General features: G+C 59.1%; 16 protein-coding genes. 3 read left to right on the top strand and 13 right to left on the bottom strand.

Annotation, left to right across the window (positions count from 1 at the left end):
* Nucleotides 1-74 precede the first annotated feature (74 nt).
* On the top strand, nt 75-2,111 hold the full coding sequence (locus tag ATK06_RS06900; protein WP_098389075.1) for a TPM domain-containing protein: 2,037 nt from the start codon (nt 75-77) through the stop codon (nt 2,109-2,111).
* Between the two features lie 13 nt (nt 2,112-2,124).
* Here the strand turns inward: ATK06_RS06900 and ATK06_RS06895 are convergent, their stop codons facing one another.
* Genes ATK06_RS06895 through ATK06_RS06885 form a run of 3 tightly spaced genes read right to left on the bottom strand, consistent with a single transcriptional unit; the run spans nt 2,125 to nt 4,574 of the window.
* Complete coding sequence (locus ATK06_RS06895; RefSeq protein WP_098389074.1) at nt 2,125-2,625, bottom strand: hypothetical protein; 501 nt, start codon at nt 2,623-2,625, stop codon at nt 2,125-2,127.
* A gap of 36 nt (nt 2,626-2,661) precedes the next feature.
* Nucleotides 2,662-3,189 (bottom strand): hypothetical protein, encoded by a 528-nt coding sequence (locus ATK06_RS06890; protein ID WP_048379498.1) that lies wholly within the window; start codon nt 3,187-3,189, stop codon nt 2,662-2,664.
* Nucleotides 3,189-4,574, bottom strand: a complete 1,386-nt coding sequence (locus ATK06_RS06885) for a glycine--tRNA ligase (RefSeq protein WP_048379500.1) — start codon at nt 4,572-4,574, stop codon at nt 3,189-3,191. The genes ATK06_RS06890 and ATK06_RS06885 overlap by 1 nt, the downstream gene beginning before the upstream one ends.
* Before the next feature lie 326 nt (nt 4,575-4,900).
* On the opposite strand from ATK06_RS06885, the gene ATK06_RS06880 reads away from it, so the two are divergent.
* Together ATK06_RS06880 and ATK06_RS06875 are read left to right on the top strand one after the other, a co-directional pair.
* A complete protein-coding gene (locus tag ATK06_RS06880; RefSeq protein WP_048379502.1) occupies nt 4,901-5,218 on the top strand; it encodes an ArsR/SmtB family transcription factor in 318 nt (105 codons plus the stop codon).
* 101 nt (nt 5,219-5,319) lie between these two features.
* Nucleotides 5,320-5,751 carry a Fur family transcriptional regulator gene (locus ATK06_RS06875; RefSeq protein ID WP_048379504.1) on the top strand — a complete coding sequence of 144 codons (432 nt, stop codon included), beginning with the start codon at nt 5,320-5,322 and terminating at the stop codon, nt 5,749-5,751.
* Here the strand turns inward: ATK06_RS06875 and ATK06_RS06870 are convergent.
* From ATK06_RS06870 to dnaJ, 10 genes are all read right to left on the bottom strand, one after another.
* Nucleotides 5,741-6,793 carry a VIT1/CCC1 transporter family protein gene (locus tag ATK06_RS06870; protein ID WP_231913578.1) on the bottom strand — a complete coding sequence of 351 codons (1,053 nt, stop codon included), beginning with the start codon at nt 6,791-6,793 and terminating at the stop codon, nt 5,741-5,743. The two genes, ATK06_RS06875 and ATK06_RS06870, sit on opposite strands and share 11 nt — an antisense overlap.
* Nucleotides 6,794-6,934: 141 nt before the next feature.
* Nucleotides 6,935-7,678 carry an isoprenyl transferase gene (locus ATK06_RS06865; protein WP_231913522.1) on the bottom strand — a complete coding sequence of 248 codons (744 nt, stop codon included), beginning with the start codon at nt 7,676-7,678 and terminating at the stop codon, nt 6,935-6,937.
* Between the two features lie 37 nt (nt 7,679-7,715).
* Nucleotides 7,716-8,468 carry a DNA repair protein RecO gene (recO, locus tag ATK06_RS06860; RefSeq protein WP_048379508.1) on the bottom strand — a complete coding sequence of 251 codons (753 nt, stop codon included), beginning with the start codon at nt 8,466-8,468 and terminating at the stop codon, nt 7,716-7,718.
* On the bottom strand, nt 8,469-9,386 hold the full coding sequence (gene era / locus ATK06_RS06855; RefSeq protein WP_098389073.1) for a GTPase Era: 918 nt from the start codon (nt 9,384-9,386) through the stop codon (nt 8,469-8,471).
* A gap of 55 nt (nt 9,387-9,441) precedes the next feature.
* Nucleotides 9,442-10,296: a pyridoxal kinase PdxY gene (gene pdxY, locus ATK06_RS06850; RefSeq protein ID WP_098389072.1), complete on the bottom strand. Its 855-nt coding sequence runs from the start codon at nt 10,294-10,296 to the stop codon at nt 9,442-9,444.
* A 57-nt stretch (nt 10,297-10,353) separates the two neighbouring features.
* Complete coding sequence (locus tag ATK06_RS06845) at nt 10,354-11,679, bottom strand: hemolysin family protein (RefSeq protein ID WP_048379512.1); 1,326 nt, start codon at nt 11,677-11,679, stop codon at nt 10,354-10,356.
* A gap of 11 nt (nt 11,680-11,690) precedes the next feature.
* Nucleotides 11,691-12,353, bottom strand: a complete 663-nt coding sequence (gene ybeY, locus ATK06_RS06840; protein ID WP_048379514.1) for an rRNA maturation RNase YbeY — start codon at nt 12,351-12,353, stop codon at nt 11,691-11,693.
* An 8-nt stretch (nt 12,354-12,361) separates the two neighbouring features.
* On the bottom strand, nt 12,362-13,318 hold the full coding sequence (locus tag ATK06_RS06835; RefSeq protein ID WP_408608303.1) for a PhoH family protein: 957 nt from the start codon (nt 13,316-13,318) through the stop codon (nt 12,362-12,364).
* A gap of 107 nt (nt 13,319-13,425) precedes the next feature.
* Nucleotides 13,426-14,166, bottom strand: coding sequence for a 16S rRNA (uracil(1498)-N(3))-methyltransferase (locus tag ATK06_RS06830; RefSeq protein ID WP_098389071.1), 741 nt, complete (start codon nt 14,164-14,166; stop codon nt 13,426-13,428).
* Nucleotides 14,166-15,302 carry a molecular chaperone DnaJ gene (gene dnaJ / locus ATK06_RS06825; RefSeq protein ID WP_048379518.1) on the bottom strand — a complete coding sequence of 379 codons (1,137 nt, stop codon included), beginning with the start codon at nt 15,300-15,302 and terminating at the stop codon, nt 14,166-14,168. The genes ATK06_RS06830 and dnaJ overlap by 1 nt, the downstream gene beginning before the upstream one ends.
* Nucleotides 15,303-15,319: the final 17 nt, after the last annotated feature.

Genomic DNA, 15,319 nt, shown 5'->3' with positions numbered 1-15,319 from the left:
GGCACGCCCACTTAGCGTCGCCGTAAAAATTGACGCCGCGCCAGCAGCCCAGGTTGACGGTATTGTGAGGAACTATGAAATACGTCTTGCGAAACCGCCGTGCACCCATGCCCCTGACCGCATTAGCTGTCGCTGGCTTAACCGCTGTGGCCGTGCCGTGGCTTCCCACGATACCGGCTACCGCGCAGACACACGCCGCCGAGGCGCATGTTCTGGCGCAGGCTCCGCAGGCGTACCCTTCGGCTGTCAATGACTTTTCCGGAGTGCTCTCCAGCGAGCAGATCACCCAGCTGGAGCAGGCAATCGAGGGCTACCAGCTGGACACCCATAACACCCTGCTTATTGTGTTCCAGCCCAGCTTCGAAGGTCTTACTGCCGACGCTTTCGGAGAAGCTGTGGTCAAGGCCAACGGTGGCGCAAACGTAGCCGTCTTGGCGGTTGCCACCTCCGACCGCCTCGCAACAGTCGCGACCGGAACCCAGTTTTCTGAGTCCACCCGCCAAGACCTATTTGATGCCGTATACCCATACCTCACCAACGGCGACTGGCCAGGCGCTGCCGATACTTTTGTAAGTAGCGCCCGTAACGGCGGTAGTTCCTCTACTGAGTCCCTCGGATGGCTTGGTGGCGGTGCCGTTGCTGTCGCAGCCGTCGGCGGTGGGCTTTTCGCATGGAACAGACGCAAGAATTCCAAGCAGGATGAACAGCTTTTGGAATCCGCCCGTGGCCTGGATTTAAGCGACGGCCAGGCGGTCTCCCAGCTGCCCACGCATATCTTGGAGGAGTTGTCTCACGACGGCGTGGTAGCCGTCGACCAGTCCGTGCGCACCGCTACCGAAGAGCTAAAGATCGCCGACTCCGAGTTCGGGACCGCACGCACGCGTCCGTTCCACCAGGCTGTGGCCCGCGCCAACACTGCCCTAGGCCGCGCGCAAGCAACGTTTGCGCAACTTAACGACGCCATCCCGGAAACCGAGCCGCAAAAACGCGACATGCTCATCGGCGTCATTACGCATGCAGCCCAGGCGCAGCGCGAACTCGACGAGCAATCCCAAGACTTCGCAGACATGCGCAACCTTCTCCTCACGGCCGACAGTGCCCTGGACGACATTGCCCGTACGATCGTGGACCTACGCACCCGCGTTCCGCATGCCCGCACCCAGTTGGAAACCATGCAGAACCAGTTTGCGGCGTCCGTCTTGGAGCCCATCGCAGACAACGTAGACCTCGCCGAGGCTGCACTCACCCACGCCGACAACTACCTCGCGCGTGGTCGTGAACTCGCCGCCCTGCCGGCTGGCCAGCAAGGCGAACTCGTCCCGACGATCCGGGACGCGGAAAACGCGGTGGATACAGCAGACAAGCTCATTACGGCTATCGAGCACGCTGAAGAAAACATCGCTGAAGCAAAGCGGGCGCTCCCCTCACTAATAGCTGAGATCGAAGAAGAAATTGCCGAGGCCCAAGAACTCAAAGATCGTGGGCAACGCAACGGCGCTCCAGCTGACTGGGAAGCACTTGATGCCCTCGTAGCCTCCTCACAGGACCGTTTACCCAGTGCCCGTGCCGAAGCAGCCGACGAGCCACTACGCGTTTACCAGGAACTCACTGATCTGGACGCGCAGATTGATGAGCTCCTGGACCACGTCCGTGAGGTGACCGCTACTCAAGAACGCCTACAGTCACTGTTTGCTCAGCACATCACCGCGGCACGCGCAGCAATACAGGGCGCAGATGACCTCATCTCCAGCCGTGGCCGTATCGTCGGCGCTACCGCCCGCACCCGCCTCGCCGAAGCCACCCAACTTTTCAATCAAGCACAACAGCGCCCGGCCCCCGACGTTAGCACCGCCATCAGTGAGGCTCGTGAAGCAGCAAATAAGGCGCAACAGGCAGCACAACTGGCGCAGAACGATATCCGCGATCACCGCCGCCAACAGCAACGCAATTCCGGAGGCGGGTCCGGTTCCATGCTCACCGGCATGATTATCGGTTCCATGTTGGGCGGCAACAGTGGTGGCGGATTCGGCGGAGGATTCGGCGGCGGTGGTTTCGGGGGCGGATCCTCCAGCGGAGGCGGCTTCGGAGGTTCCGTATCCGGCCGCTTCTAGGCCCTGCCCTAGCCTAAAACTCTGTAGGGTGCGCTTGCCGGGGATGCGTCAACGGTGAATCCGCGAGCACGCACCCCCAGGAGAGGAAGACGGCATCGATAAACGGGGCCGTCGCCGTGACACCCGGCTGATCAACGATCTCCACACGCCCCGAAATCAACGGACGTACCACAGCCATGAGCCCTCCGTCAGCTGTATAGATGGCACGTTCTTTACGCCACAGGCTGGTCCGAGGCAGACGGTAATGGCGATCGCCACACTGGGCTTCCAAAGAATTCAGGGTTAAACCGGGCTGGTAAATGGTGAACACTTCCCCGAAGTTGCTCGTAGCCCGAGCCCGAAAGCGCAGCGTACCTGGCGTGTGTTCAATGAGCAGCCGGTGCTGCCCCACAATCAGGACATCCGTGTTGACGTTGGCGATGTCCTGATTATTGGCGTCGAAAAGCACGTTACCCCGCCATTCCCAATGCCCCGCCTCAGAGGCGGAAAACAAACGGGATGACGGGGTACTCATAATGCCCAAGACTACACCAGCCCCAGGGTCAGGGGCCTAGACAAACAACGCCAAAATCGCCAAGATAGATGCCGCGACGAGCGTGACAATCAGCATCATCGACGAACGCCCGAGGCGGCTTTCCAAGATGATGCGAGCAAACCAGCTCAGCGCTGCCAACTCTTCTGGCGTGAGCTCAACCTGCTGCTCTGGGTTTTCGGGGACAATTTCCAGGATGGCCTTGCGCACTCCCCGGTTCGCGCCGGAGAACTGGGCAATCTTGGTGCCGGTGGCGTCCTCGATGATCCAGTTGCTGGAATTCTCGTTAATGAACATGAATACTCGGCCGGCGATGTCAGCACGGAGTTTCTTGTCCTTTGTGAGGTTCCCGTTAAGCAGGAAGGTACGTCCGTCGGCAAGCGTTGCTTTGGCGCTCTGCTTGTCGTCGACCTTCAAAGCCCACGGCGCGCCCATGACGGTAGCCCGCTCCAGGTTGAAAATACCCAGGACATCGGGGCCGTCCCCGAGGTACAACGGGGTGTCGCCGTCGCGTACGCCCCACGAGGTGTAAGTGTGTTCCTGCATTAGCAACCAATCAGACGTGCAGCCAAGTAGCTTTCTAGGTCTTCGATCTTGACGCGTTCCTGCTCCATGGTGTCGCGCTCGCGGACGGTGACCGCGCCGTCTTCGAGAGAGTCGAAGTCGTAGGTCACGCAGAATGGAGTACCGATCTCATCCTGGCGACGGTAACGGCGACCAATCGCACCGGAGGTGTCGTAGTCAATGTTCCAGTGCTTGCGCAGCGAATCAGCCAATTCCTGAGCCTTGGTAGCCAGGGGTTCCTTCTTGGACAGTGGCAGCACCGCGACCTTGATCGGGGAAAGGCGTGGGTCCAGCTTCAAAACCACACGGGTGTCTACCCCACCCTTGGAGTTCGGAGCCTCATCTTCGGTGTACGCGTCGACCAAGAACGCCATCATCGCACGGCCCAAGCCGGCGGCAGGTTCAATGGTGTACGGAATCCAACGCTCGCCGGACTCCTGGTCAAAGTAGGACAAATCCTCGCCGGAGCCTTCGGAGTGAACGCGCAGGTCATAGTCGGTACGGTTAGCGATGCCCTCGAGCTCGCCCCACTTGTTGTTCAGGAAGTTAAACGCGTATTCGATATCGACGGTGCGCTTGGAGTAGTGCGACAGGTCCTCTGGCTTGTGCTCGTACAGGCGGAGGTTCTCTGGCTTGATCCCGAGGTCGATGTACCACTGGTGGCGATCGTTGATCCAGTACTCGTGCCATTCTTCGTCGGTTCCTGGCTTGACGAAGAACTCCACTTCCATCTGCTCGAACTCGCGGGTACGGAAGATGAAGTTGCCCGGGGTGATCTCATTACGGAAGGACTTACCGATGTTTGCGATGCCGAACGGTGGCTTCATGCGCGCTGCGTTCATCACGTTCTTGAAGTTGATGAAGATGCCCTGTGCCGTCTCCGGACGCATGTAATGCAGGCCGGACTCGTCATCGACAGGTCCCAGGTAGGTCTTCATCAAACCCGAGAATGCTTTCGGCTCAGTCCAGTTACCAGGCTGGCCAGTCTCCGGGTCGTTAATGTCTGCAAGGCCGTTCACTGGTGGGTGGCCATGCTTTTCCTCGTACCACTCGATCAGGTGGTCAGCCCGGTAGCGTTTGTGCGTGTGCAAGGATTCCACCAGCGGGTCGGTGAACACTTCGACGTGGCCGGAGGTGACCCACACCTGGCGGGGCTGGATGATTGAGGTATCAACGCCAACGATGTCTGCGCGGGAAGTGACCATGTGGCGCCACCATTGGCGCTTGATGTTTTCCTTCAGCTCGACGCCCAGTGGACCGTAGTCCCACGCCGAGCGGGTACCACCGTAAATATCGCCAGCTGGGAACACGAACCCGCGACGCTTACACAAGTTCACTACGGTATCGATGACAGTCTGCTTCGCCATGTGGGCAAACACTCCTTGGGTTTTGGGGACCTCCCGTACGCGCTGGATGCGCGTGGGAGCATCTCACAATAAAAATGCCACGGATAGTCTATCGTCTCGCCTTCGCGATTTTTACTCGGGGGTAAACCTTAGAACTGGTCCGGGGCTGTTTGCCCATAGTAGCAGGGCAGCTTTTACCCCCACCAGAAATTATGGCTTCCGCATAGTACAATCTGGACCAATGCTTTTCAGGCATATCTTATAATTTGCATCGTTTCACCTGGGTGCTCGTGTGCGCTCGCATATCTGGCCGCCGCTGACGCCACGGTGGCTCAGAACGGAGACCTATGCCTTATTCTTCACGGGGAGATTCTGTGAGCCCAGCTTCAGTTCTTCTTTCGGCGATATCATCTCCTTTACGCATGCAGTTGATCTTTTTGCTTGCCGACGGCAACCGCACTGTCGGCGAGATGGTGCAAGCTGTCGCAAAATCTCAACCACTGGTGAGCCAAAATCTCAAAATCCTCAAAGAGACCGGCGTGGTCACCTGCACACGCCAGGGCCGGGCAATGATTTACCACCTGAACAAGACCAGCGTGCTGGACCTTATCGCCCTGGCACACAAGATTGCAGTCGAGGAATCGCCTTCGTTGGAAGACTTTTAACCCACGTTTCCACAGGAGAACACCTGATGGGATATGCACGTTCCTGCTAGAGTTTCATTAAGCATTCAAAAAGTCCCGTGCCCGAAAGTGTGTGAAGTCCGGTGAAACCTTTAGCCCAGCGCAATACGCCCAAACTTGGCCAGCGCAACACCAAGCAGCGCGAAGCCGTCATCGACACTCTGAAGAATCTCAATGCGTTTGCGTCAGCGAAAACTATCCATGAAACCCTCACTGAATCGGGGCACACCGTAGGCCTGACCACGGTGTACCGAACCCTCCAGGCACTGGCGGAAATTGGTGCGGTCGATGAAATCACAATGGCCGGCGGGCAGACCCTCTACCGCCATTGCTTAAGCGATGAGCATCACCACCACTTGGTGTGCACCCGGTGCGGGCGCACGGAAGAAATCGACGGCGGCCCCGTGGAAACGTGGGCCCGGACCGTGGCCAAGGAACACGGGTACACCGTGCATTCCCACGACGCTGAAGTGTACGGTTACTGCCCTTCCTGTCAAGAAGCGCTTAACCAATAACCAGGCCGAAAAGCAACCCTAGAACATACGTCACACCTGCGGATGCCAAGCCGATGAGCAGCTGGCGCAACGCCCGCTTAGCCGGCGGTTTGCCAGACAGAATACCCGTCAGACCACCGGTAATCAGCAGCGCAATAGACACCAGGACCAGCGCCACAACACCTCCGAGCGCTGGTGAAGCCCCAAAGATGAACGGAATCAGTGGGACAAACGCGCCGGTACCGAAGCACAGGAAGCTGGACACCGCCGCGGACATTGGCGAACCCCCAGCCTCTTCTTCCTCTTCACCATTCTGGTTCACGGCCTCCAAGACGTCACCGGCACGTTCCCATTGATGCAGCGCCTGCGCAGCCCGCTCGCTGGCCTCTTCCTTATTCAAGCCACGCGCCTGATACACCAGAGCCAGCTCATTAGCATTGACGTCCAATTGTGGCAGCAATGTCTGCGCGGGCAGCGCTGGGCGCGAGGCTTCCAACAATTCCTGCTGTGAACGCACGGAAATGTATTCGCCCGTAGCCATAGACAAAGCGCCAGCGAGCAACCCCGAGATACCAGTCAGCAGGATGACGTCCGCCGGCATGCCGGAACCCATGACGCCGATGACGAGGGCGACGTTAGACACCAGGCCGTCGTTTGCCCCAAAAACTGCCGCACGGAAATCGCCACTGATACGCTCACGGCCCTTCGCAGCCAGACCGCGCACTACTTCCGCGTGCACGTTTTCGTCTGCAGCAATCTGTGCCGGAGCGTCCTCGTCATCTTCGTAGGGATTCCCAGACTCCGCATTCTGCATGAGCGCCAACACGAAGACGGAACCGAAGTTCTTGGCCATCCACCCCAACATGCGCGTGTACAAACTCGGCGACTGTGGCATGCCAACTTCTAACCCCAGCTTGTCACGCCAATATTTTTGGTGACGCGTCTCGGCCTCAGCTAGAGAGAGTAGAATCTCGCGTTCTTCCCCAGTGCGCTTGCGCGCCAACTCGCGATAGACGGCAGCCTCTGCCAACTCATTAGCCAGGTATTTGCGCCACTTCCTAATCTGCTGCGGCGTTGGTTGGCTCGCCCCATCCGCGGTTGCCGAACCCTCACGCGGACCGCCGTTAGGTGTAGAAAGTCCATCCGAATTACTCACAAGTGGTCACTATAGCCTTTCCACCTAGAAAGCAAAGTTTAGGAACAGTTATTTTTTAACCCCACCGAAACGACGGTCCCGACCCGCGTATTCAAGAACGGCGTCGTACATGTCGTGCGGGGTGAAATCTGGGAACAGCTTGTCCTGATAAATCATCTCCGCGTACGCCGACTCCCACAACAAGAAATTTGAGGTCCGCTTCTCCCCTGACGGGCGCAAGAAAAGATCCACATCCGGCATATTCGGAACATATAGCTCGGAGGAAAATAATTCCTCGGTGATCTGGTCAGCCCGCAATTCTCCAGCGGCGACACGCTTAGCTAGGCTGCGGGTGGCGTCGATAATCTCTGCCCGACCCCCGTAATTAATACACATCACGAGCGTCAGCTTCGTATTGTCTTTGGTGAGTTCCTCGGCCGCTTCCAGCTCACGGATAACAGATCGCCACAGTCGTGGCCGGCGGCCCGCCCATAGCACGCGCACGCCCTTGCGGTGCAGTTCGTCGCGGTCATTGCGCAGAACGTCGCGGGAAAAGCCCATGAGGAAGCGCACCTCCTCAGCACTACGACGCCAGTTTTCGGTGGAAAATGCGTAGGCGCTGAGCCACGGCACGCCCATCGCTAAGCACGCGTCCACGGCATCCATGAGTACTTTCTGTCCACGCTTGTGCCCTTCGGTGCGTTTCATTCCGCGTTCTTGGGCCCATCGGCCGTTGCCGTCCATGACAAGGGCGATGTGCTCGGGCAGGAATTCGGCCGGAATTTCTGGGGGCTGTGGGATCGAAGCATTCACGCTAAGTATTGTGCCACGTTGGTACCTGGTGGAATATTTAACCTTGGTCTAACACCTGCAATGAAGCGAGTTTGCGCTCGATGAAAGTAGTAACGTGCTGGCGAGTCAGACTATCGACGACGCCCGCAAGATGATCCGGCGCATCGGTCGCAGAAATAACCTGCGTTGCCCCGGCCACGTCACCACGTTCCAGGTACCACATCACGCGCAGCGCTTGCTCCGGTACTTCGCGCGCCCCGGACGGCCGGCAGTACACACACAGTGCGCCGCCGGAGGGAGCGTGGAATACGTGGTGTGGCCCTGGCCTTCCGCATTGCGCGCAATTGAACACAGATGGTGCCCACCCGGCGTGGGCCATGGCCTGCAAAAAGAAAGCGTCCATGTGGAGCAGCGGGTGCTGAGCGGTCTGCAGGGTACGCAAAGTCGTAGCGGTCGAGGTGAAAAGCCAGGGGTCTTCTCCCCCTTCGGCCAGAGCGAGCCGTTCTGCGGCTTCGAGGACGGCACACGCAGCAGAGTAGCGCTGGTAATCGTCGATGATGCCGGAACCAAAGTACTCCACGGTGTCTGCGGCCGTGATTGTTGCAAGGTTGCGGCCTGGGTAAAGGTGGACGTCGAGAAGCACAAAAAGTTGCACGCGGGAACCGAACCGAGACTTTGCCCGGCGTACCCCTTTGGCGACACTGCGCACAATGCCATGGTTTTCGGTCAATAAGACAACCACGCGGTCGGCTTCGCCGAAATCGTAGGTGCGCAGGACCAAGGCGCGGTCGCGGAAACTGGCGCGCCGCACTTAGAACCCTAGACGCCCCAATGCCTTGGGGTCTTCCTGCCAGTTTTTGAGCACCTTGATGCGCAGGTCAAGGTACACATTGCTGCCGAGAAGCTCGATGATCTGCGGGCGTGCGGCGTGCACGATGCGCGACAGGCGCCGGCCACCCGGACCTTCGATGATTTTCTTCTGACCTGGGCGCTCTACGTAAACGATGGCATGGACGTTGAGGACTCCTTCGCGTTCGTCGTCAGGCAGGATTTCGTCCACCTCAACTGCGACGGAGTGCGGCAACTCATCGCGCAGCCCCTCGAGTGCGGCTTCCCGGATGGTCTCGGAGATACGGTCGTTGGTGGACTCGTCCGTGACGTGGTCGTCAGGGTAGAATTTGGGGCCTTCCGGCAGGTAGCTGGTCACGACGTCGAGCAGAATCTGCTGCTGCTGTACGTCCATGCTTGCCACGGGCACCACGTCGGAATCGGGGCCAAGCATCTCGTGGACGGCAACGAGCTGCGCTGCCACCCGGTCACGGCCCACCTTGTCCGTCTTCGTCACGATGCCAATAATCGGAGTCTTCGGGCTGACCCGGCGCACCTGCTCCAGGATGTAGCGGTCGCCAGGACCGATCTTTTCATCTGCGGGAACGGTAAACCCGATGACATCAACATCCGCATAGGTGTCCTCCACGATGTCGTTAAGGCGCTCGCCTAAGAGGGTGCGCGGACGGTGCATACCAGGCGTATCGACGACCACAATCTGCGCATCCTCGCGGTGCACAACACCGCGAATCGGACGGCGCGTGGTTTCCGGCTGGTTCGCGGTAATCGCAATCTTCTCCCCTACCAGGGCATTGGTCAGCGTCGACTTACCCGTGTTTGGGCGGCCAACGAAACTCAAGAAACCAGAACGGAACCCCTCTGGGGTATCACCAAAGTTCACACAAACTCCCTTAATTCTTCATTGAAGTACCGCCCCTTAGCGTACCCCAGCCAGGTTAGCCCAGTTTGCGGACCTGGAATTGCAGCCGCGGATTCGCATATGCGTCCTGCGACTGCACAAGCTGCAGCTCACGGGCCCCAGCCTGGTAAGTCTTCTCCAACAGGTCGAACACAGACGACGCGGTCCGTGCCAGAGCGGTTTCCGCACTGCCGGTCTCCACGTAATGGCCGGTAAAAAGAGCCGCCGTCACATCGCCCGAACCGTTGATTTTGAACGGAAGGTACGGGGTCTGGACGGCCCACACGCCACTGTCATCCACAGCAATCATCTCGATCGTGCCCTCGGGGCGATCAGGGCGCTCGACGGACGTCACCAGCACACACTTCGGGCCAATCTCGCGGGCCTTATCGACGGCTGCCAGAGTCTGCTCAAGCGTTTCCACAGGCATTTCCGTGAGGTATCCCAACTCAAACTGGTTCGGCGTAATAATGTCAGCCACTTCGAGAACATCGCTGCGCAGCAAAGGTGGGATTTCTGGGGAAACAAAGCACCCGGACTTCTCATTCCCCATCACGGGGTCACACGCATACAGGGCATTCGGGTTCGCTGCCTTGACGTCGCGCACCGCCTGCACGATGGCGCCCACGATGTCGGGGCCACCCTGGTATCCGGACAAAATGGCATCGATGTGGGGGAATGCGCCACGATCACCCACGCCCTTAATGATCGCCGAGACTTGCTCAGCGGGAATGACGGGGCCTTCCCACGCGCCATACCCGGTGTGGTTGGAATAGTTGACCGTGTACACCGGCCATACTTCATGTCCGGCGCGCTGGAGGGGAAATACTGCTGCTGAGTTGCCTACGTGCCCGTAGGCAACTGCGGATTGGATTGAGAGAATAGTAGCCACGCACCCATTGTGCACCCTTGCTTAAGCAATTACCCACACGCGGGTGGGGTGAGTCGCTTATTCAGATTCAGTGTCAAGGGGTTCCGGGACGTCTTCAACAGTGACGATGACATGGCGGACCTTTATGCGGCCCCGTCGGTCGTGCCCGGACTCAGTGCGCAGATGCAAACCATCGATCGTGATCTCTGAGCCAGGAAGCGGAATCCGGCCGAGAGCGAACGTCGCTAAGCCTGCAACCGTGTCCACCTGGTCTTCGACCTCGTCGGAGAAGTCCACCCTGTAGTCCAAGTCATCTTTGAGCACTGTGGCAAGGTCCTCCAAGGAGGTACGCGCCATAACGCGGTACGTGCGGGGCGCAATCTGCTCGATGGGGTCGCCGTCTTCGTCGTCGTACTCGTCCGCGATCTCACCGACAATCTCTTCGAGAATGTCTTCCATAGAGACCATTCCGGCGATTCCGCCGTATTCATCCACCACCATGGCCAGGTGGTTGCGGGTGGATTGCATATGGTGCAGTAGCTCATCGAGGGGCTTGGAATCCGGGACAAAGAAGGCGTCACGCATGACCTCCTCGACCTGGACACTGCGCCCACCATCGGTGTGCTGGTACGTCTTGGCAACCAAGTCCTTGAGGTATACCACGCCTTTGATGTCGTCCACATTCTCCCCGATGACAGGAAGTCGGGAATAGCCGGAGCGCACGCACAAACTGGTGGCCTGGCCCGCGTTCTTGGCGCCCTCAATCCAGACCATTTCCGGCCGTGGCACCATGACCTGGCGGGTGGTAGTGCCGGCTAGATCGAACACGTTCTGGATCATGCGGCGTTCTTCAATTTCCACAATGCCGTGCTCTTGGGCAATGTCCACGAGCTCCCGAAGCTCAATCTCCGTGGCATACGGCCCGTCGCGGAAGCCTTCGCCCGGTGCGAAGATGTTTCCGACCTTGATAAGCAGGCGGGCAATCGGCCCCAGGACCGTGCCGATAGCCCCAAGCACCACGGCGACGTTCAGGGAAATCGTGTACGGGTTCTTCCGCCCCATCGTCCGCGAAAATACGCCAATCACCATGAACGAAATCAGAGAGACCACGGCAATCGCCGCAAAAATCGCCCACCCGTTGGGGTCGATGACGTGGACGAAGAAAGAGGTAGCAAAAACTGCTGCAGCAACATCGAGGATGGTGCGCAACAACACCAGCAAGTTGATGTGGTCGGCGCGACGGTCGAGGATGCGCAGCAATTCGCTGGCGCCGCGACGTTCTTCTTTACGCAGCTCCTCAGCACGGGCTCGGGAGACAGCACCGAGCGCGGTCTCAACGGTGCCAATAAGGCCAGATAATAAAAGTGCTACCACCGTGATGGTGGCAAATATGACTTCGTCCATAAGTGAGCGGCCTAGTTTTCTTGGTTTCCTGCTGCGTATTCTGTGTCTTCGGTATCTTCCGTGTCTTCCCTGTCATCGCTGGGCTCAGCGATAACCGGGATGCCACCACCAGGGACTAATTTGTCTAGTTCCGCACGGTCTGCAGCGGATGGGAAGGCGTGGCGGCCAGTCGGCTTGGGTTGGAAAGTAGTTCCTTCCGCTGCGAGGTAGTCATACCAGTTGGCCAGGATCTCGTTCTGCAGGGCGAACATTTCGCGCTCTTCCGCTGGTTGTTGATGGTCGTAGCCCAGTAGATGCAACACGCCGTGGACGGTGAGCAGCGCAAGTTCGTGCCCGAGGTCATGGCCGGCCATGTCTGCCTGGCGACGTGCAAATTCGGGGCACAAGATGATGTCACCGAGCATGGAGGGACCCACGGGTGGGGTGTCGGGCCGCCCGTTGGCGCCGTGGCCAGGCGTGATTTCATCCATGGGGAAACTCATCACGTCGGTGGGGCCTTCAAGCCCCATCCACTGGACATGGAGGTGGCTCATGGTGTCGTTATCCACCAGGGAAATTGTGGTTTCCGCATCCGGGTGGATGTCCATCTGGCCCAAAGCATAGGACGCCACGGAGATTAGCATTTCTTCATTAATCCCCGGGTACCCGGATTCGTTGACAATCTCAATGCTCATGGCGCTTATTATCCCCGCTCTTTCGTTTTCTTTTTCTTGTTGCGCTTGATTTGCTCGGTTTCGTAAGAATCGTAGGCGTCGACGATCCGGCTGACCAGCGCGTGGCGGACCACGTCTTGGCTGCTCAACTCAGAGAAGTGGACGTCCGGGACGCCACGAAGAATGTGCCGTACCGCGCGCAACCCGGACCGTGCTTCACCGGGGAGGTCCACCTGGGTGATGTCGCCGGTAACTACCATCTTGGATCCGAATCCCAGGCGGGTGAGGAACATCTTCATCTGCTCTGGCGTGGTGTTTTGGGCCTCGTCGAGGATCACGAAGGCGTCGTTCAGCGTGCGCCCACGCATGTAGGCCAGCGGCGCAACTTCCACGACACCGGATTCGGTGAGCTTTGCGACGGCCTCGGGGTCCATCATGTCCTTGAGGGCGTCATAGAGCGGCCGCAGGTACGGGTCAATTTTCTCATCGAGGGTGCCAGGAAGGAAGCCAAGCTTCTCCCCTGCTTCCACTGCGGGGCGCGTCAAAATGATGCGGGTGACCTGCTTGGCCTGCAATGCTTGGACTGCTTTCGCCATCGCCAGGTATGTTTTGCCGGAACCGGCCGGACCGATGCCGAATGTAATCGTGTTCTCGTCGATTGCGTCGACGTAGGACTTCTGTCCTGCCGTTTTGGGGCGAATCACTTTGCCGCGGCGTGCCACAATATCCGAACCAACGAGCGTGTTCACGCTTTCCGGAGACTGCATCGTCACCATATTGACCGCGTGTTTGACGGTATCGCTCGTGATTTCTTGCTTCCGGCGGGCCATCGACACGAGTTCTTTGAGCACGCGTTTTGCTCGCTGGACTTCGTGGCCGGGACCGGTGAGCCGGACCTCTGAGCCACGGGCGAAAATATCAGCGTCGATGAGGTTATCGAGTGTGCGGAGGTGCTTTTCTTCTGGGCCGAGGATGCGGGGCGCCAGGTCGTCGTCAAGCTGGACCGCGGCCGCAACGACTGGTGTTGCCGAACGTGGAGCGTCTATTTGTCTGCCTTCTTTCAAAAATGCTGCCCTGTGTTCTTCACCTAAGGCTACCAGCGTGAGGTCACCATGCCGATGGCGCTCAGGGCCACCATCGCTGCCGACGCCGTTCGCAGCACCTGAGGACCAAGTACGACGGGCATAGCGCCAGCTTCTTTCAGCTTGTCTGTTTCCGCAACGCCGATACCTCCTTCGGGGCCGATAATAACCACGACGTGGCCCGCGGCGTCTAGCCCTGACAGGTCCTTGACCTTAAGCTCAGCGTCCTCGTGGAGAACAAGTGCCGTGCATTCTTGGCTCCGCAGCCAGTCACACAATTCTGGCGTGGACAGTGGGCCAGAAACGTCTGGGACGTACGCTCGGCGGGCCTGCTTCGCTGCCGACTGCGCGGTTGCGCGCCATTTTTCCACCGCCTTTGGCGCTTTGGCCGCGTTCCACTGGGCAACACACCGGTCCGCCTGCCAGGCGATAATCGCATCCGCGCCGGCTTGGGTTGCCAGATCAACCGCCAGCTCGGCGCGCTGCGCCTTGGGGATCGCCTGCACTACAGTCACGCGTGGCTGTGGTTCGGGTTCGGCAACCTTCGCATCAACGGTCACCTCCACCCCCGTCTTGCCCACCACCGCGGTAATCGTGCATTCCGCGCGGGTGCCCAGAGTGTCGACGAGCTCAAGGTTTTCGCCCACCCGCATTCGCTTCACGACGGCCGCGTGCCGCCCCTCAGGGCCATCCAGAAGATAAGTGGCGCCGACATCAGGAAGATCTGGTGCGATGAAGACGGGAAGTGACATTATTTACCCTTGAACTTGTTCTTAATCTTGCTGAAGAATCCGCCGTCTTCATCGTCTTCGCGGTGAACGCCGGCGTGCTCGTCGCGGTGTGCGCGCACATCTTCAAGCAGCTTGCGGGTGGTGTCGTCCAAGTCGGTGGGGACAGTGACGTCGATGTGCACGATGACGTCGCCGGTGCCTTCGCCGCGTAGTTTTGGCATACCCAAGCCCTCCTCACGCAACTGCGCCCCAGGTTGCGTGCCGGCGGGGATGGTGACGGTGTGGGTTTTTCCACCCAGATCCTCGATGGTGAACTCGGCGCCCAAGGCGGCGTCGACCATGGGGACGCGCGCCTTCATGTGCAGGTCACGGCCGTCTCGAGTAAATACCGGGTGGCGGGTGACGGTGATTTCTACGTACAGATCACCAGCCGGTCCGCCGCCGTGGCCGACCTCGCCATAACCGCTCATACGCAGGCGCATGCCGGAATCGATGCCGGCAGGGACGTCGATAGTGACCGTACGGCGGTCGCGGATACGGCCGTCGCCATCGCACTTGTGGCAGGGATCCTTAATGACTTCGCCGAAGCCTGAGCACTTCGGGCATGGACGCGAGGTCATTACGTTGCCGAGGAAGGAACGCTGTACTTCTTGTATTTCACCGGCACCATGGCACTGATCGCACATGACAGGGTCCGCCTTTGATTCAGAACCGGTAGCGTCGCAATGATCACACACGATGGCCGTGTCCACCGTAACTTCCTTGCGGGTACCCGCAAACGCCTCCTCAAGGCTAATCTTCAGGCGCAGCAGCGCATCGTTACCCGGCTGCACCCGCGAGCGTGGCCCTTGGGAGCCGCCGGCAGCGCCGAAGAAAGCCTCAAAAATATCGCCTAAACCGCCGGTACCAAAGTTGCTGTAACCGCCGGCTCCCCCACCACCCTGGGCCATGGGGTCCCCACCCATGTCCACAATTTGCCGCTTTTGAGGGTCGAGCAACACTTCTTGAGCTAAGGAAATTTCCCGGAACTTGTCGGCGGCTTCCTCATTATCGGGATTCACGTCCGGGTGATACTTGCGGGCTAATTTACGGTAGGCCTTTTTAATCTCCTGATCCGTCGCGTCTTTAGATACGCCCAGCACGCCGTAATAATCCACTGTTTTTCCTTCGCTCT

Source organism: Corynebacterium renale, assembly GCF_002563965.1.
In the GTDB taxonomy this organism is placed as follows: domain Bacteria; phylum Actinomycetota; class Actinomycetes; order Mycobacteriales; family Mycobacteriaceae; genus Corynebacterium; species Corynebacterium renale.
Note: the sequence above shows the minus strand (reverse complement) of the source record. Positions and strands in the feature narration are given on the sequence as shown.